This is a genomic window from Vibrio rhizosphaerae (assembly GCF_024347095.1).
Taxonomy (GTDB): domain Bacteria; phylum Pseudomonadota; class Gammaproteobacteria; order Enterobacterales; family Vibrionaceae; genus Vibrio; species Vibrio rhizosphaerae.
Genome location: NZ_AP024903.1, coordinates 1,557,952 through 1,580,693, shown reverse-complemented (window position 1 = coordinate 1,580,693; position 22,742 = coordinate 1,557,952). Strand labels below are relative to the sequence as shown.

The following is a 22,742-nucleotide window of genomic DNA, read 5'->3' as shown; positions in this document are numbered from 1 at the left end:
CAAACGTTTGCTTTTTCTCTGGCAGTGAAAAATAGTTCTGGTATGATGCGCTCAGAAATCGGATATCCCGTGATGTTTGTCACTCTGTGTCTGGTCAACGGGTATCTGTCAGTTGAACCGATTACTTTTAGATAGGAATGTCTGAATGAGCCTCGCCGATCAAATTCTCGCCGTCAATGACGACCTCCCCATTCGTACCAGCAAACCCGTTCACAGTGGAAAAGTTCGCTCCGTTTACTGGTTAACCGAAGAAGACAGCCGTCGCCTGATTGAACAAAAAGGTTACAACGTCGCAGCAGATGCCCCGCTGGCAATTATGGTGATCAGTGACCGTATCTCTGCTTTTGACTGTATCTGGCATGCAGAAGGTGGTGTTGCCGGTGTTCCGGGAAAAGGCGCGGCCCTCAACGCGATTTCCAATCACTGGTTTGAACGATTTCGCCAGCATGGTTTGGCTGACAGTCATATTCTTGATATCCCCCACCCGTTTGTCTGGATTGTTCAGAAAGCCACTCCAATTAAAATTGAAGCTATCTGCCGGAGCTATATCACAGGTTCAATGTGGCGAGCTTACGAAAAAGGTGAGCGAACTTTCTGTGGTATCCAACTTCCCGAAGGCTTAGGCAAAGATAAACCACTGCCTGAACTGCTGTTTACGCCATCAACCAAAGGGATTCTTAAAGGAATTCCCGGCGTACCGGAAGCCGATGACGTCAACATCAGCCGCCAAGATATTGAAGCGAATTATGCAGCATTTAACTTCCGCCGCCCGGCAGATATCGATTTATATGAGAAGTTACTGAAAGAAGGCTTTGATGTGATTAGTCAGGCGCTCGCCGAGATTGACCAGATCTTCGTCGATACTAAATTTGAATTTGGTTATGTCACCGACGCTCAGGGGCAGGATAAACTGATTTATATGGATGAAGTCGGGACACCGGATTCTTCCAGAATCTGGGATGCTCAACAATATGCAGTCGGTCATATCGTGGAAAATTCAAAAGAAGGCTTCCGTCAATTTTTGCTGAACTACTTTCCCGATCCGGATATTTTGCTGAACAAAACGCGGATGCCTGAGCGAGAAGCGCTTGCCAGAGACAATGCCTTACCCTTGCAAGCAATACAGGACATTTCCGATACTTATATCGGGATTGCCGAGAAAATTACCGGTCAGCCGATTCACCTGAGTCACAATCCCAAACAAGAAATTATTGAGATCCTTGATCGGGAATATGGTCTCATTCAGCATTCATAACGCTCACGAATCACATCTTCGGTCATCAAATCAATGATAACCTCAACCGACTGAAGAAGATCATCAGCCGCTCATCGCAATTCTGACGATGAGCGGCCTCGGTTGTTAACCGACAATCTCGCTGCAATTTACCACTCGATTAACACTTCATCAGCTTCGGTCATCTGCGTCGCATGACACCCCAGTGTTTCAATTTCATGCAGTTGCTGTGCATCCAAGGCATAAGGCATCATGACATGTAACGCTTCAATCCCTTCCGCCCTGGCCAGTTTCGACAAAATCATCAGATTTTCTTGATCACTACGTCCCAGAGACAGACATTGCAGTGCCTTTTTCCACAAACGTTCATCGGTGGCTAATGCCTGACGGGTCATTTGTGTCGCTTCGTCCTGTTCATTAGGCTCTGTATGAAAAAAGACTTCAAAGAGCGTCCAATGTTTGTGACATGCAACATCCAGAAATGCGGTGTAATCAAATACACCCCGGATTCGGGTCGGTTGAATCATTTCGTCCCCCACGAAAGTGACAGCACCATCAACACACTATGATTCGCCAATCCGTATATAGCAATAGAATATAAAAAAACGATATTTTATGGTCGAAAATATATATAAAATTGCTCTATCAGATGCATATAAATAACAACTATTGAACAAATATTTAGCGTGTTGATCTGAATAATTCATATTTTGTTTAACAAATAAACTTCGGTTTATTTACTAAAAAGCAACCATTGATAAATCAGTTCCAAAAAATCCTCAAATTAACTAATGAGAATGAGACAAACATTAAATTGCCTCTATTTACAACCGACAGGAGTAACCGTAAAATTTGCTTCGGTTCCCCTTCATCCTCCTACAAATATAGGCATACAATGAACAACGACAAACGCCCTTTATATATCTCCCACGCGGGCTCCATGCTCCTCAGTACACCCCTGCTCAACAAAGGTGCTGCTTTTACCGCAGAAGAAAGGAGCTCATTTAACCTTGCCGGTCTGCTCCCGGAAGCGACCGAGACCATTCAAGAACAAGTTGTCCGTGCATATCAACAGTATTGTAATTTCGATAATGACATGGATAAGCACATTTATCTGCGTAATATTCAGGATACCAACGAGACACTTTTTTACCGGCTGGTACAAAATCACATTACTGAGATGATGCCGATCATCTATACACCGACCGTTGGTGCGGCATGTGAGAACTTCTCGAATATTTATCGCCGTGGCCGTGGGCTTTTCATTTCATATCCGAACCGCAATCAAATTGATGACATTCTGAATAATGCAGCGAACCATCATGTCAAAGTGATCGTCGTCACCGATGGTGAGCGAATTCTCGGCCTTGGTGACCAAGGTATCGGCGGAATGGGCATTCCGATTGGTAAACTAGCCCTGTATACCGCCTGTGGTGGTATCAGCCCGGCTTATACGCTCCCGATCGTATTAGATGTCGGTACCAATAACCCACAACGTCTGGCCGACCCGATGTATATGGGCTGGCGGCATCCGCGGATTACCGGTGCAGAATACGATGCATTTGTTGAAGAATTTATCCAAGCGGTTCAACGCCGCTGGCCAGATGCCCTCGTGCAGTTTGAAGACTTCGCTCAGAAAAATGCGATGCCACTGCTTGAGCGTTACAAAAACCGGATTTGCTGCTTTAACGATGATATTCAAGGCACCGCTGCGGTAACGGTCGGTTCATTACTGGCAGCATGTAAAGCCGCCGGCAGCAAACTGTCAGAACAACGCATTACTTTCCTTGGCGCCGGATCTGCCGGATGTGGGATTGCCGAAGCAATTATCGCCCAAATGGTTTCAGAAGGTATTTCTGATCAGCAAGCGCGCTCACAGGTTTATATGGTTGACCGCTGGGGATTACTCCAAGAAGGGATGCCAAACCTGCTGGATTTCCAACAGCGTCTGGTTCAGAAGAAATCCAATACACACGATTGGGAAGCTGAAGGCACCGGGTTCTCATTACACGATGTCGTTCGTGAAGCCAAACCAACGGTGTTGATCGGTGTATCCGGTGCGCCGGGACTCTTCAGTGAAGAGATTATTCGTGAAATGCATCAACATTGCCCGCGTCCGATTATCTTCCCGCTATCTAACCCGACAAGTCGTGTTGAGGCTTTACCGAGTGACTTGATTGCATGGACAAACGGAGAAGCACTGGTTGCAACCGGTAGCCCGTTTGAACCGGTTATCTTAGGCGATAAGACCTACCCGATTGCTCAGTGTAACAACAGCTATATCTTCCCCGGGATCGGGCTGGGTGTACTCGCAGCAAATGCAAAGCGTGTCACCAACGAAATGTTAATGGAATCAAGCCGTGCATTGGCTGAATGCTCACCACTGGCGATCAACGGGCATGGCTCACTGTTACCGCCGCTGGAAGCGATTCACTCCGTCTCGAAGAAAATTGCACTGGCCGTCGCGAAAAAAGCGATTGAGCAGGGTGTCGCCGATGCAATTACACCGGAAGCACTGGAACAAGCGATCGATCGTAATTTCTGGCAACCGGTTTATCGTCGCTATAAACGCGTCGCATTCTAATAGCGGTCAAATAATATCAATATGATAAGATAAGCCTCTGTAACAGAGGCTTTTTATTTGCAAGGATTTTCATACTATGTTGCATTTTTTCAATCCTGCGGGACAATATCTCGCACCTTATCTGGAAGAGATCGCCATCGCTCTGATTGCCTGCCTGTTGGTTATGCTCGGTGGTGAAATTAATGCGTTGTTACGCCGCATGTTGCGTAACCAGCACTTTGTCATTCGTACATTTACCTTTATATTACTGAATGCATTTGGTTATGGATTTATCATCGTCAAACTCAGCCCTGACTTAGCTCGGACACTTGCCCATTTAGAACGAGGCACCATGTTTGTCGTTGTCATTGTCAGTTTTGTCGGCATTGGGCTTTGGGCTCAGAAAACCCGGCAAATCTAATTTAGGTAAAAGGTATCGTTATCCATTCTCGTTTCAGTAAATATTGCGCCGATAGCGGTTGTATCAGCAAAATATGTCATTTGAGCTGGCTGGCTATCAAAGGTCTGCTCATGATGCTGCTTATCTTAGCAGTGTCTCTGTTCGCCATTGATCGCTGGATCAGCTGGAAAACACAAAACCAGATACTCACCAACACCGACCATATTGAGCACTATCAAGTGGCGGTGGTTCTGGGCACCAGTAAATATCTGGGACGGGTACTCAATGCTTATTACACCCACCGTATTGACGCTGCCATTCGGCTCTATCGCTCAGGTAAAGTGACTCATTTTCTGCTGAGCGGCGATAATGCTCATCGTTCTTACAATGAACCCTGGACCATGAAACGTGATTTGATGAAAGCTGGCATACCGGAACAAGATATTGCTTTGGACTATGCCGGATTCAGAACACTCGATTCGATTGTCCGGGCAAAAAAAATCTTTGATACCAACCATTTTTTGATTATTACGCAGCGCTTCCATTGCGAACGAGCATTGTTTATTGCGAATTACCATGAGATAGATGCCGCCTGTTTCGCAGTCCCCGGCCCGACCCACGGCACGGACCTCAAAATAAGAGTCCGTGAGATTTTTGCCCGGGCCCGGGCGATCCTCGATCTGTTTGTCATCGATGCCAAACCGAAGTTTCTCGGACCTAAAGAGCCGATTTTCTCCGAGGAGACATCGACAGCAATCTCTGAGAACGACAATCATCCGACCGATACAAAAAATCCTCATACCGACGAGTAAGCTCGCTCGAGGAGACTCAATTCTGTTAATATCACCGGATGATGTCGGTGTATCAGCAAACGGGCGACATTACGCGGGCCAACCCCGTCCCGGCCCGATTGCGATTCCCTGCTTCATTTCGATTAATTTCAACCATAAAAAGAGCAATGTCATGTCTTCAGTCATCAAGGGAACCCTCAGTAAACTACGTGCGACCCTCAACCCAAACACCGAGTATTTCCTCCCGGTCGGCGCAACGGAAGTCGCCCTGAATCCACTGCTCGGCCATCCGCTATCCCTCACCTATACCGGTAATATTTATTGTTGTCATTGTGGTAAGCGTACCAAGAAAAGTTACGCACAGGGGCACTGCTATGTCTGTATGCAGAAGCTCGCGAGCTGTGATATGTGTATTATGAAGCCGGAAACCTGCCACTATGAGCAAGGAACCTGTCGGGAGCCGGAGTGGGCACAGTCACATTGTATGACGGATCATTATGTTTATCTCTCCAACACATCCGGTCTCAAAGTCGGGATTACCCGTCATTCTCAGATTCCGACCCGCTGGATCGATCAAGGGGCGACACAGGGATTACCGATTTTCAAAGTGAAGAATCGTTATATTTCCGGCTTGATCGAAGTTGAACTGGCGCAGCATATTGCCGACAAAACCAACTGGCGCACTTTATTAAAAGAAGATCAGGATCCACTCGCGCTTCATGAACAGGCAGAAAAGCTTCGTCCATTGGTTGAGGAAACGATTGAGAATATCCGCCAAACATACGGCGAAGATGCGGTCACAGCCGTCAATCCGGCTATCACGGAGATTCAGTTCCCGGTACAACAGCATCCGAGCAAAATCGTGTCACATAATTTTGATAAAAACCCGCAAGTATCCGGTCAGTTGCAAGGAATCAAAGGGCAATATCTGATTCTCAATACCGGAGTCATCAATATTCGTAAATTCACATCTTATGAGATTGAATTTCAACCGCTTTAAGGCCCATGAAGCATCTTTTCCCGGCTGACGCAACCGCCCACCCAGTCAAGTCGGTCGATGCCTGAGTGATGATGATGTGTGAGTACTGCGATGTGCCACACATCATCCCTACGGCCCCAGTGAGACGCTCATCAATCGTGCGGCTAACCTTGCTCCAGACGCTGCAGATGTTCAAATAAGTGATGAATTTCCGCTTCGGTGTTGTAGTGCATCATCCCGATACGCAAGACGCCTCCCTGATCTTCAAGCCCTAACTGGCGCACCAGTCCCAAAGCATAAAAGTGGCCATGCCAGACACACATATTCTGTTCGCCTAACGCTTGGGCCACAGACGCCGGTGTCCGGTGTGCAAAGTGCAATGCGAAGGTCGGGGTTCTCACCGAGCTATCGGCAATATCAGCCCCGAGCAGCCGTACCGAAGGTAAAGTGTGCATCAGCGATAAAAACAGCTCACATAACTGCTGTTCATGCTGTTGATACTGAGCAAAACTCTCAGCCAGTCTGATTCTGAGTGAAGCATCAGTATCTCCCCATTGAGCGAGATATTCGATCGTGCCAATCACCCCGGCCAACCCCTCAAAATTCAGAGTCCCTGTTTCAAAGCGACCGGGACCGACATTTGGTGCCGGTTCAACTTTATAGGGCTCAAAATGAGCCAGCCAACGCGGTGCAACGTACAGAATACCGACGTGTGGTCCATAAAATTTATACGCCGAGCACACCAGAAAATCACAATCCAACGCCTGAACATCGATTAACTGATGTGGGGCAAAATGGACCGCATCGACATAAACCAACGCACCCACCTGATGTGCAGCGGCGATAATCCGTCGGAGATCCACAATCGACCCGGTCGTATTGGATGCATAGGTCACGGCCACCAGTCGCGTTCGTTCATTTATCAGAGCGAGCAGATGTTCAACATCCAGTGAGCATTGGTGTTCATCAATTCGGGCCTGATGAATCACCGCCCCTCGATCAACAGCAGCCTGCTGCCAGCTCGACACATTGGCATAATGATCCAGTGCCGTGACAATCACTTCATCGCCATGTTGCCATTCACGGCTTAAAATCCGACTCATATGGAAGGTCAGCGTGGTCATATTGGCACCGAACACAATATTGTCAGGTGCCGGTGCATTCAAAAATGCCTGCACCATGCCCCTTGCCTGCGCCACCAGCTGCCCCGTCTGAACACTGGTGGGGTAGTAACCGCCCAGATTCGCGGTTCCGCCAGACCAATATTGTGTGATTTTTTCTCCGACAACAGCCGGGACCTGACTGCCGCCCGGGCCATCGAAAAACAGCGGTAATCGTGGCTCATTTTGCCGGAATACCGGAAATTGCTGACGGACTGCTTCAGGCGTGAAGTGCATGATTGCCATCCTTTGCTGTGAGGACAAAGACATCCATATGCCCTTCTTCGCCATGTGCTATGGAACGAATCGGTGTCGCGTTATGCCAAAGCGTACTATCAGCCACCATGGCGACTTCACCATCTTCCAAAACTTTGCGGAAAAATGGCGCTGCATGATGATCCTGATACAACATCAGCTCACCTCCGACAATGTTATGGCGATCAATCCCAATCATCGCAATATAGTCATAGCCATCCTGATGTACGCCTTCCGGTGAAACCATAGTCTCATCGAAAACCGATGCAATGCGCATCTGGTGAATATCGATGATTTGTCCGTCGGGTAACCCATTGGTTTCGACAAACAATTCACACATTTCCCGCAGACCATCACTCATCAGTGTGTCTTTCAACACCGGTTCAAACTGACGCTTAATATCCCCCTGAAACGGGTTATATTGGCTGGATTGCGTGAAGTCATGTTTGTCTGTTTCAACAACCTGCCCATTGATGAACTGGATCACCGAGTAACGTCTCAGGCGATATTGTCCGTCAGCATGCCGGGTATGCGGGAGTTGTTGAAACGAAGGGGCCAGTTGATGGATGGCTGTCTCACTCAGATGGGTAATATGCAGGGTATTCTCATGTGGATGAATCATATTCAATTCCTCTATTCAGAATCAGCATGATTTTACATTTTTATAACAAAAGAATAGTCGATTCATTTGCACTTTCCATAAAACATAAATCAAAATACAACAAAAAATGATGATTTAAGGATATTTAACTAAATCATAATCAGAAAGCGCACAATCCGTTCAACAGAGAGACAGATACAAGTCAATATCCGGAACTTTTCCCTATATCAGCCCGTGCAGTTCAAGGCACCTGAATGATGAAAATCAGGCCGCTCGATCTATCGCTACGCCCCGCCCTGCCATCTATAACCTTTTCTTTCATAATATGCTTTTTTTCATACTTTTATTGAATGAAGGAATCTCCTACAATCGTTAATCAGATAAAGTAAAACGATTCCCCTGAGGATAAGATGAGCAACGTAAAGCATTCTAAATTGATGATTCTTGGTTCCGGACCTGCCGGTTATACCGCGGCAGTTTATGCAGCTCGCGCCAATCTGAATCCTGTTCTGATTACCGGTATGCAACAAGGCGGTCAGCTCACGACAACAACTGAAGTCGAAAACTGGCCCGGTGACCCGGAAGGACTCACCGGCCCGGGGCTCATGGAACGTATGAAAGCCCACGCGGAACGTTTTCATACCGACATTATTTTCGACCACATCAATGAAGTGGATTTTACCCAGCGCCCTTTCACACTCAAAGGTGACAGTCAGACCTACACCTGCGATGCACTGATTATCTCCACCGGTGCGTCGGCCAAGTATCTGGGCCTGCCTTCAGAAGACGCATTTAAAGGCCGGGGCGTTTCCGCCTGTGCAACCTGTGACGGTTTCTTTTACCGCAATCAGAAAGTCGCGGTCGTCGGCGGCGGAAATACTGCGGTTGAAGAAGCACTGTACTTATCGAATATCGCCTCTGAAGTACATCTGATTCATCGTCGTGATAGCTTCCGTGCTGAAAAAATTCTGATTGATCGTCTGATGGATAAAGTGACCGGCGGTAAAATCATTTTACATACCGATCGCACGCTGGAAGAAGTCACCGGTGATGATATGGGAGTGACGGGAGTTCGTCTGAAAGATACCCGCTCAGAAACCCTTGAAACACTTGATGTGATGGGGGTATTTATTGCCATTGGCCATCAACCGAATACCGAGCTGTTCCAGGGCCAGCTTGAGATGAAAAACGGCTATATCGTGGTGCAATCCGGCCTGGAAGGCAATGCAACCCAAACCAGTATTGCCGGGATTTTCGCGGCCGGTGACGTCATGGATCATAATTATCGTCAGGCGATCACTTCAGCAGGAACCGGTTGCATGGCTGCACTAGATGCCGAACGTTATCTTGATAACCTGTCAGAATAAGTCCATTATTTTTCATCATTTTTGATGTGAAATCCCCTCAACCCGGTGGTGTCCCCACTGGGTTTTATTTTGTATACTAGCCTACCTGTGGGTGTCCCCGGATCGCGGCGCTGCGATCATGATGGGTGAAAACACCTGAATCAATTCACTCCGATAAAAGCCTTTATAATGGATAAGAATAAACAACGTAGCTTAAATCACTGGCTCCGCCAACAAAGCAAACTGGCAAAGCGCTGGCTGATGCTGGCTGTCGGGCTCGGTGTCCTCTCCAGTATTTTCTTACTGTTCCAAGCGGCTTTACTGGCCTCGATTTTACATCAGCTGATTATTGAACAGACCCCGAAAACGGATTTAATCCCTTATTTTCTGGCACTTGCAGCCATTATTGCGGTACGAGCGGGGCTAAGCTGGGGACGAGAAATCGCCGGATTCAAATGCGGCGAACAGATCAGAATCTACATCAGGCAACTGATTCTGGATAAACTCAGAGAAATGGGGCCAGCCTATATCAAAGGAAAACCGGCTGGCAGCTGGGCGACACTGGTCCTCGAACAAGTTGAAAATATGCACGACTTCTTTGCCCGCTACCTCCCGCAGATGTCGCTGTCCGTTCTGATTCCGTTTGTCATCCTCATTGTCGTGTTCCCTGTCAACTGGGCCGCCGGGTTAATTTTTCTGCTGACCGCACCTTTAGTCCCCTTGTTTATGGCACTGGTCGGAATTAAAGCTGCGGAAGCTGCCCAGAAGAACTTCAAAGCACTCCAGCGCCTCTCCGGGCATTTTTATGACCGTCTTCAGGCGATGACAACCATTCGGATGTTTGACCGGACAAAAGCTGAAGCCGAACATTTACGTGCGGCATCGGAAGTGTTTCGGATGAGAACCATGGACGTTTTGAGAATCGCCTTTCTTTCTTCGGCGGTACTGGAGTTTTTTACTTCTGTATCCATTGCCCTCACCGCGGTCTATTTTGGTTTCAGCTTCATCGGAGAGTTGAATTTCGGTTATTACGGGGCTGAAATTACATTATTCACCGGACTATTTGTCCTGATTCTTGCACCTGAGTTTTACCAGCCCTTACGAGACTTGGGCACCTTCTACCATGCCAAACAACAAGCCGTTGGCGCAGCCGAAAGTATCGTTGAGTTTCTCCAGATCGATGTGAATGAGGTTAAATCTGGCACGCAACCGGTTCCGACACCACAACAGATCACCATTGAGGCAGAAGATCTGGAAGTCATCAGTCCCGAAGGCAAAAGACTGGTTGGCCCGGTTTCGTTTCGCCTCAACCCTCACGAGACCACGGCTCTGGTCGGTCCGAGCGGTGCCGGGAAGACCTCACTGGTACAAGCTATTTTAGGCTTTATGCCCTATCGGGGAAAACTGCTGATCAATGGTGTTGACCTTCATGATCTCTCCCACGAAGACTGGCGGCAACTCATCAGCTGGGTCGGACAAAACCCTCTACTCGTTCACGGCACAATTCGTGACAACGTCACTCTCAGCAAGCGACAAATTACCGATGAGCAACTCGACACCGCTCTGAAAGATTCCTTTGCAGCTGACTTTGTCGAAAACCACGGGCTGGACTATATGATCAGTGACCGTTCAGGAGGCCTGTCCGTTGGTCAGGCCCAGCGGCTTGCCCTCGCCCGGGCCATGCTGCAAAACGGTTCATTCTGGTTGCTCGACGAACCAACCGCCAGCCTTGATGCGAGGAGCGAACAGTTGGTGATGCAAGGGCTGGCCAAACAGATCCATCAGCACACCACGTTACTGGTGACGCACCAACTTGCCCAACTCCGGACAGTTGATAACATTCTCGTGATGCAAGACGGGAAAATTGTTCAGTCCGGTCATTACCAGACACTCAGCCATGAAGACGGCTTATTTCAATCCATGTTGACAGCCAACCAGACACTGCAACCTGAACATCAGAAGGAGAATCTTGATGCGTGATTTGATCCCATTTCTCAAACTCTATAAAAAACATTGGTTTGGCTTGACACTGGGAATGATCTTGGCTTTCCTGACCTTGTGTGCCTCGATTGGGTTACTGACACTATCCGGTTGGTTTCTTTCCGCAGCAGCCGTTGCAGGTTTAGGGGTCGCCAGACAGTCGTTCAACTATATGTTACCAAGCGCCTTTGTCCGCGGTTTCGCCATTGGACGTACCGCCGGACGATGGGGAGAACGCGTGGTCAGCCACAATGCAACCTTCAAGGTGTTGGCCGATCTGCGGATTTTCTTTTTTAAGCAACTGTCACCTCTTATTCCGGGGCGCATTGCCAACTTGCGTGATGCGGATCTGCTCAATCGTTTGGTAGCCGATGTCGATGCCATGGATCATCTCTATCTGCGTCTGATCAGCCCGGTCTTTATCGGTGTATTGGGTGTGGGGGTTCTGTCTGCATTCCTGTACGGATTCGATCCGGCTGTCGGGCTGATGCTCGGCGCAATTTTGCTGACGTTATTGTTGTCCTGGCCAGTGTTATTTTACAAACTCGGCAAACGTAACGGCGCGGCACTGACCCAAAGCAAAGCGAATTTTCGGGTAACCCTGCTTGACTGGATTCAAGGCTATAGCGAGCTGACCATTTTTGGTGCAGAGCCGACTTACCGAGCAGCAATGCTGAAAGATCAACAAGACCTGATTTCCCGGCAGTATGTGAATACCCGTTACAGTGGCTTTGCTCAGGCACTACTGATGCTTGCAAGTGGCTGGACACTGGTATTTATGCTGTGGTTTGTCGGTAATGGCGTCGGTCAGGCCGGCCCCGATCCGATGATCGCAATGGTTGTCTTTGCGACCATGGCTAGTTTTGAGCTATTAATGCCGATAGCCGGCGCATTTCAGCATTTAGGTCAGACGCTGACATCGGCGCGACGCCTGAATGAAGTGTTATCATCACAACCTGAAGTGACATTTCAAACAGAGCCGACCCAGCATAATGGAACATTCGACATCCGTTTTGAGCAGGTTAATTTTCATTATCCGGACCACCAACAACGAGTCCTGACGGAAGTTGATCTGCATATCCCAGCCGGACATAAAGTCGCGATTGTCGGCCAGACAGGTTCAGGTAAATCGACACTCCTCCAGTTAATCTCCCGCTACTGGGACCCGACGCAGGGGAAAGTTTCAATTGCCGGAACTGATCTAAAGCAGTGGAATGAGCATGATCTGCGCGCCTGTATGAGTATTGTCAGTCAACGGGTTGATATCTTAAACGGCACATTACGTGAGAACTTACAAATCGCAGCACCAGATGCTGATGATATGACTTACACACAAGTTCTCAGTCAGGTTGGTCTGGATAAACTTCTGGACGCGCCGGGGCTGGATATCTGGCTCGGGGACGGCGGTCGTCATCTTTCCGGAGGAGAGAAACGTCGTCTGGGGATTGCCCGTGCACTGCTTCATCAGGGCAATATTCTCTTGTTGGATGAACCGACAGAAGGACTCGATAAGCAGACCGAACGGCAAATTATGGATTTGTTACGCACCCATTATGCTGATAAAACCGTGATTTTTATTACGCACCGTTTAATCGAGCTGGAACGGATGGACGCCATTTGTCTGATTGAACAGGGCCAAGTCGTTGAATATGGTCGTCATGAAGCGCTCATGGCACAGCAAGGTCGGTATTATGCGCTCAACCAGACGTTGTAATGGGTCATGGTGACGGAGAACAGGATTAAAAAAAGGTGCTTTCAAAGCACCTTTTTTTGAATGTCATTTTGTTCAGGCGATGATAACGATCTAGCGCTGACGCCCTTTGGCCTGAGTGCCCGGCTTCTGACTTCTCTGCCCTCTCCCTTTCGGAGCGGAAATTCGCTCTTCATGGCGTTTGACTGCCCGGCGAATTTTCTGGCTTCTTGCCCGTTCACGTTTACGAGAAGTATTGTCTTTAGACACATCAATCATGGTGCGCTGTTCAGGTCGTAACTCAACCAGTTTACGCAAGTAATTCACTTCAGGCAGACTCAGCTCAACCCAACCACCGCGAGGCAATGCTTTATCTAAAAAGATATCCCCGTAACGCACACGTTTGAGGCGGCTTACCGTGGTGTCCTGAGACTCCCACAACCGGCGGACTTCGCGGTTACGCCCTTCATTGATCACGACATAGAACGTATGATTCATTCCTTCGCCACCGGCATAGACGACATCTTCGAAACGGGCAACACCGTCTTCCAGCTCAACGCCGCGCACAAGATTTTTGATCTTCTGTTCGTTAATTTCGCCAAATACCCGCACTAAGTATTCACGTTCAACCTGACGGCTTGGATGCATCAACCGATTGGCAAGTTCACCATCAGTTGTAAACAACAACAGTCCGGACGTATTGGCATCCAGACGCCCCACAGAAATCCAGCGGGAACCGCGGATTTTCGGCAACCGATCAAAGACGGTTCTTCGCCCTTCAGGATCATGCCGTGTACATAATTCCCCTTCAGGCTTATAGTAAGCGAGCACCCGACAAACCAATTCTTCATCGGCTTTCATTGAGACAACGTGTCCGTCAATACGAATCACGGCACTTTCATCTTCTAAGCGCTCACCCAAAACAGCTACCTTGCCATTAACACTGACACGCCCGGACCGAATCAACGTTTCTAACTCACGACGTGAGCCATGACCTGCGCGTGCTAAAACCTTCTGTAACTTTTCGCTCATTAACTTACCTTGCTTGTCGTCTTCTCAGACGTCGAATAAAAAATGCGACCACAAAAATCGCGGCCGCATATTATCTCAAATCAAAGTGAAAAAAGCATCATTTTTGATGACATGATTTATCCTGAGGCTCATTTCGACAGGTTATTCAAACGGAGTCGGATCCCCGGCACCGAGTCGCTGGACCACCATAACTTCTTCACTGAAATCAATCACCGTTGTCGGCTGCTCTCCGAGGTATCCCCCATTTAAAATCACATCCACAACATGCTCCAGCGAATCACGAATCTCATCCGGGTCGGACTCAGTGGTTTCTTTGCCCGGCAAAATCAACGACGTTGACATCAACGGCTCGCCGAGCGCTTCAAGTAAATCCAAAGCAATTCGGTTATCCGGCACCCGGATACCAATGGTTTTCCGCTTCGGATTCATTAATCGTCTCGGCACTTCCTTGGTCCCTTTAAATATAAAGGTATAAGGCCCCGGCGTATTATTTCTCAGCAAGCGAAATGCGGTATTATCAACTCGGGCATACAGCGAGAGCTCAGACAAATCCCGACACAGTAGCGTAAAATTGTGTTTATCATCCAAACGACGGATTTGACAAATTCGTTCCAGTGCCCGTTTATTCTCTAATTGACATCCCAATGCATAACCAGAGTCAGTCGGATAAACAACAACCCCACCATTACGAATAATCGCCACGGCCTGATTAATCAGTCGGGCTTGTGGATTTTCTGGATGAACATAAAAATACTGACTCATTATTACTCCTCACCATCGAGCAACTCTCGATGCTTACTCTACGGACAAGCCCCAATCTTTCCATACAGGTTCAATATCAGAAGGCAACCAAAGATTCCGGCCTAACTCCATCCACGGAGAAGGATAATGGAAATCACTACCTTGAGAGGCTAGCAGTTTGTATTGTAACGCATAATTGGTCAGATTGCGCCTTTCCTGAGGGGCTTGTTGTGGCTGAGCAACTTCCATGGCATCTCCCCCCGCCTCAGCAAATGCTTCAATCAGGCGCTTCAACCATTTTGTCGTCAGTTGATATCGCCCCGGATGCGCTAATACCGCTTGTCCTCCTGCGGCATGGATCGCTTCGACTGCTTCTTGCATCGAACACCAGTCCGGCGGGACATAACCCGGCTGATGACGGGTTAAATATTTTTTAAACACCTGCTGCATGGTTTTGGCATAACCATTTTCAACCAGCCATTGCGCAAAATGCGCCCGGGTCATCGCCGCATCCCCCGCGATGACTTTCACCTCCGCAAGAATCCCGGGGCGGGTCACTTTTTCCAGACGCTCTGCAATAATCGTCGCACGCATCTCGCGTCGCTGCTTTTGTTGTGTAATCAGCGCCTGCAGCTGCGCGGCAGTCACATCAACATTCAGGCCGACAATATGGATATCTTTATTTTGCCAGACAGTGGATATTTCAATGCCATCAATCAAACGAATCGGTAATTGTTGCGCCTCGATAAACCGATGCGCCGCATCTAAACCATCCACGCAATCATGGTCTGTAATGGCCAGTACATCAATCTCAAATGAAACAGCGCGAAGCAGAAGTTCCTCCGGAGATAATTTTCCATCGGAAGCGACGGTGTGACTATGTAAATCTATTTTCATCATTTTTTTGATTTTCACCAATAAAAGCTTGACTTCGAACCTTCGCACTAGTTTACTAGTACAAAAATACATGACCGGACTCAGACTCCCATGTTACAAGAATTCAACATCGATCCAAACTCTCTCACACCGATTTCTAATGAGTAGACGATGTTGGAACCACTTGAATCCCGAATCAGTCTCGCATCGCATGATCGAATGACCATAAAAACAGTTGGCAATGAAGGCATTAAAAATAAAGGATCAGTAAATGAATAACACCATTGATATCACTCAGCTCGGGACCCTGCGTCTTCTCTCAGAAACCTTGCCCTATTCAGCGGATCCAACCGCCGTATTTCACACCTTATGCGGAGACAAAAGTGATTGCCTGCTGCTTGAATCGGCAGAAATTGATTCGAAAGCGGATCTGAAAAGTTTGTTGCTGATTGACGCGGCGGTTCGAGTGATTTGCTTTGGTCATGAAGTCACATTTCATGCACTGACCCCGAACGGGGAACATCTGATTCATCATCTGCTCCAAAATATTAAACCTGAGGTTACCCGGACACAGACCGAACGAACACTGACTCTCCACTTTGATGCACCAAGAGCCGGACTGGATGAAGACAGCCGTTTACAACAATCGTCATCATTTGATGCCCTGCGCCTGATTCAGCACAGTTTTGATCTGACCGGCCTCGATAAACATGCCATTTTCTTAGGGGGGCTGTTTGCTTACGACCTCGTTGCCAACTTTGAACCGCTGGGCGATGCACAAGCCACGAATCAGTGTCCTGATTATGTTTTTTATGTCGCCGAGTCCCTGATGATCATTGACCATCAGAATGGCAGCTGTCATGTTCAGGGCTCACTGTTTAACCCGGATGAACAGACAACGGCATCACTCTCACAGCGTCTGAAATCGATTGTTCGTCAGTGTCAGGACATCCAGCCACTCCCTTCCGCTGTGGTCTGCGATGATGTCACGGTTTCCCCCTCAATGAGTGACGCTGAATTCTGTGACGTCGTGCAAAATCTTAAACAGTATATTGTTCAGGGGGACATTTTTCAGGTTGTCCCTTCACGGCGTTTTATTCTGCCATGCCCGTCCCCGCTGGCGGCTTATAAAAAACTGAAAGCCACCAATCCAAGTCCCTATATGTTTTATATTCAGGATGAAAAATTCACGTTGTTTGGGGCATCCCCGGAAAGCGCACTCAAATATGCCAGCGAGACGAATCAAATTGAAATCTATCCGATCGCGGGAACACGTCCCCGTGGCAAAAATCCGGATGGTTCCATTAATTTCGATCTCGATGGCAGACTGGAATTAGATCTGCGCAATGATAAAAAAGAGAATGCCGAACACATGATGCTGGTGGACTTAGCCCGTAACGACGTTGCCAGAATTTCTGAAGCCGGGACCCGCCATCTAGCTGACCTGCTAAAAACCGATCGTTACAGTCATGTGATGCATTTGGTCTCCCGGGTTGTGGGTCAACTGCGCCATGATTTGGATGCATTACATGCCTATCAGGCGTGCATGAATATGGGGACGCTGACCGGGGCACCGAAGATCCGGGCGATGCAATTAATCCGTACCGTTGAACAAGAACGCCGTGGCAGCTACGGCGGTGCTGTCGGTTATATGACGGGTGAAGGCGATCTGGATACCTGTATCGTGATTCGCTCTGCCTATATCGAAGATGGGATTGCCAGCGTGCAAGCCGGTGCAGGGGTCGTTTACGATTCTGACCCACAATCCGAAGCCGATGAAACCCGAGGAAAAGCCCAAGCCGTTATTGCGGCCATTCAACTGGCCCACCAATCATCAGACCGCTCAGTTCAGGGAGAAAAACGTCATGGCTAATCTCATCTTTATCGATAATTTTGATTCATTCACTTATAACCTTGTTGACCAGTTTCGTTCACTCGGTCATCAGGTTACGATTTATCGGAATAATATCGCAGCCACCCAGATCATGACGACAATTGCGCACACAGAAAATCCTGTCGTCGTTCTCTCTCCGGGACCGGGTGTGCCTTCTGAAGCCGGTTGTATGCCAGAACTGTTACAAATGGTGATCGGAAAAGTGCCGGTTATCGGCATCTGTTTAGGTCATCAGGCAATCGTTGAAGCCTATGGCGGCCGGGTTGCCGGTGCAGGTGAAATCGTCCACGGCAAAGTCTCGCTGATGGCCCATCAAGCACATGCCGTGTATCAGGATTTACCATCACCGATGACTGTTGCGAGATATCACTCTTTAGTGGCCTTAGAGATACCGGAAGCACTCACCGTCACCGCTGAAGTGGATGGTCTAACCATGTCAGTAATTCATGAACAGCACAAAGTTTGCGGATTTCAGTTCCATCCGGAATCAATCATGACGACTTATGGCGCACGACTTTTGGCAAATACGATCGAGTGGGCACTTCAGCCAACAAATTGAAACCGCTCAGCACCGACCAGAATCACAGAATTAAACAGGGAAAAGGACGACATGCAACCAATCATTGATAAGCTGTTCTCACAGATGTCATTATCACAACAAGAAGCCCATCAACTCTTTGATCAAATCATTCAGGGTGAGATGCCTCCTATTTTGATGGCCGCCATGTTAACCGCACTGAAAATCAAAGGTGAAACCCCCGCAGAAATCTCCGGTGCGGTTCAGGCCTTATTAGACAATGCCACACCATTTCCTCGTCCCGACTACGACTTTGCTGACATTGTCGGCACCGGTGGCGATGGCGCAAATACATTTAATATTTCGACGACCTCGGCATTCGTTGCAGCGGCCTGTGGCGTAAAAGTGGCAAAGCACGGTAATCGTGGCGTGTCGAGTAAATCAGGCTCATCTGATCTGCTCGACGCATTTGGAATCGACTTGGCGATGACACCCGAAGCCACCCGGGAGGCACTGGATGAACTGGGGGTCGCTTTTCTATTCGCCCCGCAGTACCATGGTGGCGTCCGGCACGCAATGCCTGTGCGTCAGACCCTCAAAACCCGTACGATCTTTAATATTCTCGGCCCGCTGATTAACCCGGCGAAGCCGAATATTCAATTGATGGGGGTTTATGATCCAGATCTTATTCAGCCTATCGCCCAAACCATGCTCAACATGGGAATGAAGCGAGCGGCAGTGGTGCATGGTTCAGGTGTGGATGAAGTCGCCATTCATGGTCCGACACGCGTTGCAGAAATTCGGGATGGCACTATCACTGAGTATCAGTTAACGCCTGAGGACTTTGGTTTAACAACCTATCCGTTATCAGCAATTCAGGGGGGAACTCCTGAAGAAAATCGGCAACTAATAGAGAATCTGTTAACCGGAAAAGGGACAGAAGCACAAATGGCAGCAGTCGCTGTGAATGTTGCCTTGCTGTTACGTCTCTTCGGCCGCGAAGATTTAAAAGCAAATGCCCAACAAGCAATTGATATCATGAAATCAGGACAGGCATTCCAACGAGTCCGTCAACTGGCACAGCGGAGCTAATACAACATGACAACACAGTTATCAGAACACATCACGACAAAACATACCGAAATGGCAGAAGTCCTCGTAAAGATTGTTCGCGATAAACATCTCTGGCTTGAACAACGTCAACAGAATCAACCATTAGCAAGCTTTAAGCCCTTGCTCAAACCTTCAGACCGAAGCTTTTATGATGCATTGAACACCGGGAAATCAGCGTTTATTCTCGAATGCAAAAAGGCATCACCGTCCAAGGGATTGATCCGGGATGTGTTTGATCTCGACTATATTGCATCGGTCTATAAACAGTATGCCAATGCAATTTCAATTCTGACTGATGAGAAGTACTTTCAGGGAAATTTTGAATTTATTCCTCAGGTACGCAATCAGGTCACTCAGCCAGTCCTGTGTAAAGATTTCATGATCGACACTTATCAGGTTTATCTGGCTCGCCACTATGGTGCGGATGCCATTTTGCTCATGCTGTCGGTACTGGATGATGAAACTTATCAGACGCTGGCTCAGGTTGCCCATCAGCTCAATATGGGGATTTTAACCGAGGTCAGTAATGAAGCGGAACTGGAACGGGCCGTCGCACTCAAAGCCAAAGTCATCGGGGTCAACAACCGTAATTTAAGAGATTTGACGACCGATCTGAACCGGACCAAAGTGCTGGCACCGAAGCTCCCGAAAGGGACCACGATTATTTCGGAATCCGGTATTTACACCCATCAGCAAGTCCGGGAATTGTCTGCCTACGCTCAAGGCTTCCTGATCGGCAGTTCTCTGATGTCCGAGCAAAATCTGGAAATGGCGGTTCGTCGTGTTGTTCTCGGTGAAAATAAAGTTTGTGGCCTGACTCGTCCGGATGATGCCGCTCAGGCTTTTCGGGCAGGCGCGGTCTACGGCGGATTAATTTTTGTCGAAGCCTCTCCGCGTTATACCACACTTGAATCGGCACGCATCACCATGTCCGGTGCACCACTCAAATATGTCGGTGTATTTCAAAACCACCCCGTCGACCATGTCACTCAAATTGCGCATGAACTTCAGTTAAGCGCGGTACAATTGCATGGCAACGAAGATCAAGCTTATGTCAATCAGCTTCGTGAAGCCCTCTCTGACGATATCGCGATCTGGAAAGCCTATGCCGTATCGGATCAGCTTCCGCCACAATTATCACAGCATGTTGATCGCCATTTATACGATACCAAAGTTGGCCAACAGAGTGGCGGTACCGGGCAAACCTTTGACTGGCAACAACTGACCCAAGTGGAAGGTGTCATGCTTGCCGGTGGTTTATCACCGGAGAATGCCAAAGAGGCAGCCGCTCTGCAATGTAACGGGCTGGATTTTAATTCAGGAGTCGAATCGGCACCCGGCATCAAAGACGCAGACAAGCTACAACAAGTATTTCAACAAATCAGAGATTATTAGTCGTCGGAATACCGATGCCTGACAGAACACAAAAAGGAATCAATCATGTCTAAACTTAACGCCTACTTTGGCGAGTTCGGTGGCCAGTTTGTCCCACAATTGCTGGTGCCGGCACTCGATCAGTTAGAACAGGCTTTTATCGACGCACAGGATGACCCGGCGTTTCAGGCTGAATTCATGTCACTGCTTCAGGAATACGCGGGTCGTCCGACGGCCCTGACGCTGACCCGCAATCTGACCAAAGGCACCAAAACCAAACTGTACCTTAAACGAGAAGATTTATTGCACGGCGGAGCTCATAAAACCAATCAGGTACTCGGACAGGCTCTGTTGGCAAAACGCATGGGTAAAGATGAAATCATCGCAGAAACAGGGGCCGGACAACACGGGGTTGCGACAGCAATCGCCTGCTCTCTGCTGGGACTCAAATGTCGCATCTACATGGGTGCCAAAGATGTCGAACGACAAAGCCCGAATGTGTTTCGGATGCGTTTAATGGGAGCCAAGGTCATCCCGGTTCACTCCGGCTCATCCACACTGAAAGATGCCTGTAACGAAGCGATGCGCGACTGGTCGGCAAGCTACGAAACCTCCCACTATTTACTCGGTACAGCCGCGGGACCTCATCCCTTCCCTACAATTGTCCGGGAATTCCAGAGAATTATCGGGGAAGAGACAAAACATCAAATTTTGGCACGAGAAGGAAAATTACCGGATGCAGTGATTGCTTGTGTCGGGGGCGGTTCGAATGCAATTGGTATGTTTGCTGATTTTATTGACGAAGAAAACGTCCGCTTAATCGGTGTTGAACCCGGCGGAAAAGGCGTTGAAACGCATCAGCATGGTGCCCCGCTGAAATATGGTAAAACCGGCATTTATCTCGGAATGAAATCACCACTGATGCAAGATACTTATGGTCAGATTGAAGAATCGTATTCGATTTCTGCCGGACTCGATTTCCCGTCAGTCGGCCCGCAACATGCGCATTTGAATGCCATCGGCAGAGCTGAATATGAAAATATCACCGATGATGAAGCACTGGATGCGTTTCAAGAACTGGCACTTCATGAAGGCATTATCCCTGCCCTTGAGTCTTCTCACGCTTTAGCCCATGCACTGAAGATGGCTCGCAGTGAGCCCGACAAAGAGCAAACTTTGGTAGTGAACTTATCCGGACGCGGTGACAAAGATATATTCACCGTCAACAAAATTTTAGAAGAAAAAGGAGTGCTGTCATGAACCGCTACCAAACACTTTTCCAACAACTGACGGAAAAGAATCAAGGTGCATTTGTTCCTTTTGTCACGCTGGGTGACCCAACCCCGGCACTCTCTGCAGCGATCATCAACACTCTGATTGAAGCGGGAGCAGATGCACTGGAGCTTGGCATTCCATTTTCGGATCCTCTTGCAGACGGCCCGACCATTCAAGGGGCGAATATGCGGGCTCTGGATGCGGCAACGACCCCTGACATCTGTTTCGAACTCATCACCCAAGTGCGTCAGAACCATCCGGATTTACCCATAGGCCTGCTTGTCTATGCTAATCTGGTTTATGCCCGTGGTATTGACAACTTTTATCACCGTTGCCAGCAGGCCGGGGTTGATTCAGTGCTCATCGCAGATGTCCCGACCAATGAAAGTGAAGATTTCATTCATGCGGCTGAAAAACACGGGATTGAACCGATTTTCATTGCCCCGCCAACGGCAGATGAGCAAACCTTACAAACCGTGGCATCACGTAGCAAAGGTTATACCTATCTCCTTTCCCGTGCAGGGGTTACCGGTGTCGAAACCAAAGCCGGAATGCCGGTTGATAACCTCCTGAAAAAACTGAAAGAATATCAGGCACCGCCGGCATTACTCGGATTTGGTATTTCAGAGCCGGAACAGGTAAAACAAGCGTTGGCAGCCGGTGCCGCAGGCGCAATCTCAGGTTCAGCCGTGGTGAAAATTATTGAAACCCACCAACAGGATGAAGCAACACTTCTGACACAACTCCATCAGTTTGTCTCAACGATGAAAGCAGCGACCCAAAGATAAGCTGCCTGACAGGCGGTTTCCGGTAAAGAAACCGCCTATCATGCCACATTCGCTTATTCAACCCCGTTTAAAGAAACAATAATTTTACAATTACGGATTATTTAGCATATTTTCCTATTCTCGATATCTTTTG

The 22,742-nt window shown here is 48.3% G+C and carries 20 protein-coding genes; 14 read left to right on the top strand and 6 right to left on the bottom strand.

Annotation, left to right across the window (positions count from 1 at the left end; translation table 11 throughout):
- Positions 1–145 precede the first annotated feature (145 nt).
- Positions 146–1,255, top strand: coding sequence for a phosphoribosylaminoimidazolesuccinocarboxamide synthase (locus tag OCV37_RS06755; RefSeq protein ID WP_038178355.1), 1,110 nt, complete (start codon positions 146–148; stop codon positions 1,253–1,255).
- A gap of 128 nt (positions 1,256–1,383) precedes the next feature.
- Here OCV37_RS06755 and OCV37_RS06750 read toward each other — a convergent pair whose 3' ends face one another.
- Positions 1,384–1,761 (bottom strand): hypothetical protein, encoded by a 378-nt coding sequence (locus tag OCV37_RS06750; RefSeq protein ID WP_038178354.1) that lies wholly within the window; start codon positions 1,759–1,761, stop codon positions 1,384–1,386.
- Between the two features lie 368 nt (positions 1,762–2,129).
- Here OCV37_RS06750 and OCV37_RS06745 point away from each other — a divergent pair, with 368 nt between their 5' ends.
- The 4 genes from OCV37_RS06745 (at position 2,130) to OCV37_RS06730 (ending at position 5,988) form a co-directional block, all read left to right on the top strand.
- Positions 2,130–3,818, top strand: coding sequence for an NAD-dependent malic enzyme (locus OCV37_RS06745; protein ID WP_038178353.1), 1,689 nt, complete (start codon positions 2,130–2,132; stop codon positions 3,816–3,818).
- 76 nt (positions 3,819–3,894) lie between these two features.
- Positions 3,895–4,218 carry a DUF3392 domain-containing protein gene (locus tag OCV37_RS06740; RefSeq protein ID WP_038178352.1) on the top strand — a complete coding sequence of 108 codons (324 nt, stop codon included), beginning with the start codon at positions 3,895–3,897 and terminating at the stop codon, positions 4,216–4,218.
- 110 nt (positions 4,219–4,328) lie between these two features.
- Positions 4,329–5,009 (top strand): SanA/YdcF family protein, encoded by a 681-nt coding sequence (locus OCV37_RS06735; RefSeq protein WP_051680306.1) that lies wholly within the window; start codon positions 4,329–4,331, stop codon positions 5,007–5,009.
- Between the two features lie 151 nt (positions 5,010–5,160).
- A complete protein-coding gene (locus tag OCV37_RS06730; protein ID WP_038178350.1) occupies positions 5,161–5,988 on the top strand; it encodes a DUF2797 domain-containing protein in 828 nt (275 codons plus the stop codon).
- Between the two features lie 143 nt (positions 5,989–6,131).
- On the opposite strand, the gene OCV37_RS06725 is transcribed toward OCV37_RS06730, so the two are convergent.
- Positions 6,132–7,364, bottom strand: a complete 1,233-nt coding sequence (locus tag OCV37_RS06725; RefSeq protein ID WP_038178349.1) for a cysteine desulfurase-like protein — start codon at positions 7,362–7,364, stop codon at positions 6,132–6,134.
- Positions 7,348–8,004, bottom strand: coding sequence for a 2OG-Fe dioxygenase family protein (locus OCV37_RS06720; RefSeq protein ID WP_038178348.1), 657 nt, complete (start codon positions 8,002–8,004; stop codon positions 7,348–7,350). Before OCV37_RS06720 ends, OCV37_RS06725 begins: the two co-directional genes overlap by 17 nt.
- Positions 8,005–8,393: 389 nt before the next feature.
- Here OCV37_RS06720 and trxB point away from each other — a divergent pair, with 389 nt between their 5' ends.
- The 3 genes from trxB (at position 8,394) to cydC (ending at position 13,023) form a co-directional block, all read left to right on the top strand.
- On the top strand, positions 8,394–9,350 hold the full coding sequence (gene trxB, locus OCV37_RS06715; RefSeq protein WP_038178347.1) for a thioredoxin-disulfide reductase: 957 nt from the start codon (positions 8,394–8,396) through the stop codon (positions 9,348–9,350).
- Between the two features lie 168 nt (positions 9,351–9,518).
- Positions 9,519–11,309, top strand: coding sequence for a heme ABC transporter permease/ATP-binding protein CydD (gene cydD, locus OCV37_RS06710; RefSeq protein WP_038178346.1), 1,791 nt, complete (start codon positions 9,519–9,521; stop codon positions 11,307–11,309).
- Entirely contained in the window at positions 11,302–13,023 is a 1,722-nt protein-coding gene (cydC, locus tag OCV37_RS06705; RefSeq protein ID WP_038178345.1) for a heme ABC transporter ATP-binding protein/permease CydC, read from the top strand. The genes cydD and cydC overlap by 8 nt, the downstream gene beginning before the upstream one ends.
- A gap of 90 nt (positions 13,024–13,113) precedes the next feature.
- Here cydC and rluB read toward each other — a convergent pair whose 3' ends face one another.
- The 3 genes from rluB to rnm all read right to left on the bottom strand — a co-directional run bounded on the left by rluB (position 13,114) and on the right by rnm (position 15,669).
- Complete coding sequence (gene rluB / locus OCV37_RS06700; RefSeq protein WP_038178344.1) at positions 13,114–14,031, bottom strand: 23S rRNA pseudouridine(2605) synthase RluB; 918 nt, start codon at positions 14,029–14,031, stop codon at positions 13,114–13,116.
- Positions 14,032–14,172: 141 nt separating this feature from the next.
- Positions 14,173–14,793 (bottom strand): L-threonylcarbamoyladenylate synthase, encoded by a 621-nt coding sequence (locus OCV37_RS06695; protein ID WP_038178343.1) that lies wholly within the window; start codon positions 14,791–14,793, stop codon positions 14,173–14,175.
- Positions 14,794–14,826: 33 nt separating this feature from the next.
- Positions 14,827–15,669, bottom strand: coding sequence for an RNase RNM (rnm, locus tag OCV37_RS06690; RefSeq protein ID WP_038178342.1), 843 nt, complete (start codon positions 15,667–15,669; stop codon positions 14,827–14,829).
- 250 nt (positions 15,670–15,919) lie between these two features.
- Between rnm and OCV37_RS06685 the strand changes: the two genes are divergently transcribed.
- The 6 genes from OCV37_RS06685 to trpA are packed head-to-tail and all read left to right on the top strand — an operon-like array spanning position 15,920 to position 22,609.
- Positions 15,920–17,521, top strand: coding sequence for an anthranilate synthase component 1 (locus tag OCV37_RS06685; protein ID WP_038178341.1), 1,602 nt, complete (start codon positions 15,920–15,922; stop codon positions 17,519–17,521).
- Positions 17,514–18,101 carry an aminodeoxychorismate/anthranilate synthase component II gene (locus OCV37_RS06680; protein ID WP_038178340.1) on the top strand — a complete coding sequence of 196 codons (588 nt, stop codon included), beginning with the start codon at positions 17,514–17,516 and terminating at the stop codon, positions 18,099–18,101. The genes OCV37_RS06685 and OCV37_RS06680 overlap by 8 nt, the downstream gene beginning before the upstream one ends.
- A gap of 51 nt (positions 18,102–18,152) precedes the next feature.
- Complete coding sequence (gene trpD / locus OCV37_RS06675) at positions 18,153–19,151, top strand: anthranilate phosphoribosyltransferase (protein ID WP_038178339.1); 999 nt, start codon at positions 18,153–18,155, stop codon at positions 19,149–19,151.
- A gap of 6 nt (positions 19,152–19,157) precedes the next feature.
- The gene (gene trpCF / locus OCV37_RS06670; RefSeq protein WP_038178338.1) at positions 19,158–20,567 is read left to right on the top strand and encodes a bifunctional indole-3-glycerol-phosphate synthase TrpC/phosphoribosylanthranilate isomerase TrpF; all 1,410 of its coding nucleotides are present in this window, start codon (positions 19,158–19,160) and stop codon (positions 20,565–20,567) included.
- 45 nt (positions 20,568–20,612) lie between these two features.
- Positions 20,613–21,806: a tryptophan synthase subunit beta gene (gene trpB, locus OCV37_RS06665; protein ID WP_038178337.1), complete on the top strand. Its 1,194-nt coding sequence runs from the start codon at positions 20,613–20,615 to the stop codon at positions 21,804–21,806.
- A complete protein-coding gene (trpA, locus tag OCV37_RS06660; RefSeq protein WP_038178336.1) occupies positions 21,803–22,609 on the top strand; it encodes a tryptophan synthase subunit alpha in 807 nt (268 codons plus the stop codon). The genes trpB and trpA overlap by 4 nt, the downstream gene beginning before the upstream one ends.
- The last annotated feature ends 133 nt before the right edge of the window (positions 22,610–22,742 follow it).

Excerpts from the sequence above, each read along its gene's own strand:
- OCV37_RS06730 (WP_038178350.1), top strand. The coding sequence starts at position 5,161 with ATGTCTTCAGTCATCAAGGGAACCCTCAGTAAACTACGTGCGACCCTC.
- trpD (WP_038178339.1), top strand. The coding sequence starts at position 18,153 with ATGCAACCAATCATTGATAAGCTGTTCTCACAGATGTCATTATCACAA.
- trxB (WP_038178347.1), top strand. The coding sequence starts at position 8,394 with ATGAGCAACGTAAAGCATTCTAAATTGATGATTCTTGGTTCCGGACCT.
- cydC (WP_038178345.1), top strand. The coding sequence starts at position 11,302 with ATGCGTGATTTGATCCCATTTCTCAAACTCTATAAAAAACATTGGTTT.
- rnm (WP_038178342.1), bottom strand. The coding sequence starts at position 15,669 with ATGAAAATAGATTTACATAGTCACACCGTCGCTTCCGATGGAAAATTA.
- trpB (WP_038178337.1), top strand. The coding sequence starts at position 20,613 with ATGTCTAAACTTAACGCCTACTTTGGCGAGTTCGGTGGCCAGTTTGTC.
- OCV37_RS06755 (WP_038178355.1), top strand. The coding sequence starts at position 146 with ATGAGCCTCGCCGATCAAATTCTCGCCGTCAATGACGACCTCCCCATT.
- rluB (WP_038178344.1), bottom strand. The coding sequence starts at position 14,031 with ATGAGCGAAAAGTTACAGAAGGTTTTAGCACGCGCAGGTCATGGCTCA.
- OCV37_RS06735 (WP_051680306.1), top strand. The coding sequence starts at position 4,329 with ATGATGCTGCTTATCTTAGCAGTGTCTCTGTTCGCCATTGATCGCTGG.
- OCV37_RS06750 (WP_038178354.1), bottom strand. The coding sequence starts at position 1,761 with ATGATTCAACCGACCCGAATCCGGGGTGTATTTGATTACACCGCATTT.
- OCV37_RS06680 (WP_038178340.1), top strand. The coding sequence starts at position 17,514 with ATGGCTAATCTCATCTTTATCGATAATTTTGATTCATTCACTTATAAC.
- OCV37_RS06725 (WP_038178349.1), bottom strand. The coding sequence starts at position 7,364 with ATGCACTTCACGCCTGAAGCAGTCCGTCAGCAATTTCCGGTATTCCGG.
- trpA (WP_038178336.1), top strand. The coding sequence starts at position 21,803 with ATGAACCGCTACCAAACACTTTTCCAACAACTGACGGAAAAGAATCAA.
- OCV37_RS06740 (WP_038178352.1), top strand. The coding sequence starts at position 3,895 with ATGTTGCATTTTTTCAATCCTGCGGGACAATATCTCGCACCTTATCTG.
- OCV37_RS06685 (WP_038178341.1), top strand. The coding sequence starts at position 15,920 with ATGAATAACACCATTGATATCACTCAGCTCGGGACCCTGCGTCTTCTC.
- OCV37_RS06720 (WP_038178348.1), bottom strand. The coding sequence starts at position 8,004 with ATGATTCATCCACATGAGAATACCCTGCATATTACCCATCTGAGTGAG.
- cydD (WP_038178346.1), top strand. The coding sequence starts at position 9,519 with ATGGATAAGAATAAACAACGTAGCTTAAATCACTGGCTCCGCCAACAA.
- trpCF (WP_038178338.1), top strand. The coding sequence starts at position 19,158 with ATGACAACACAGTTATCAGAACACATCACGACAAAACATACCGAAATG.
- OCV37_RS06695 (WP_038178343.1), bottom strand. The coding sequence starts at position 14,793 with ATGAGTCAGTATTTTTATGTTCATCCAGAAAATCCACAAGCCCGACTG.
- OCV37_RS06745 (WP_038178353.1), top strand. The coding sequence starts at position 2,130 with ATGAACAACGACAAACGCCCTTTATATATCTCCCACGCGGGCTCCATG.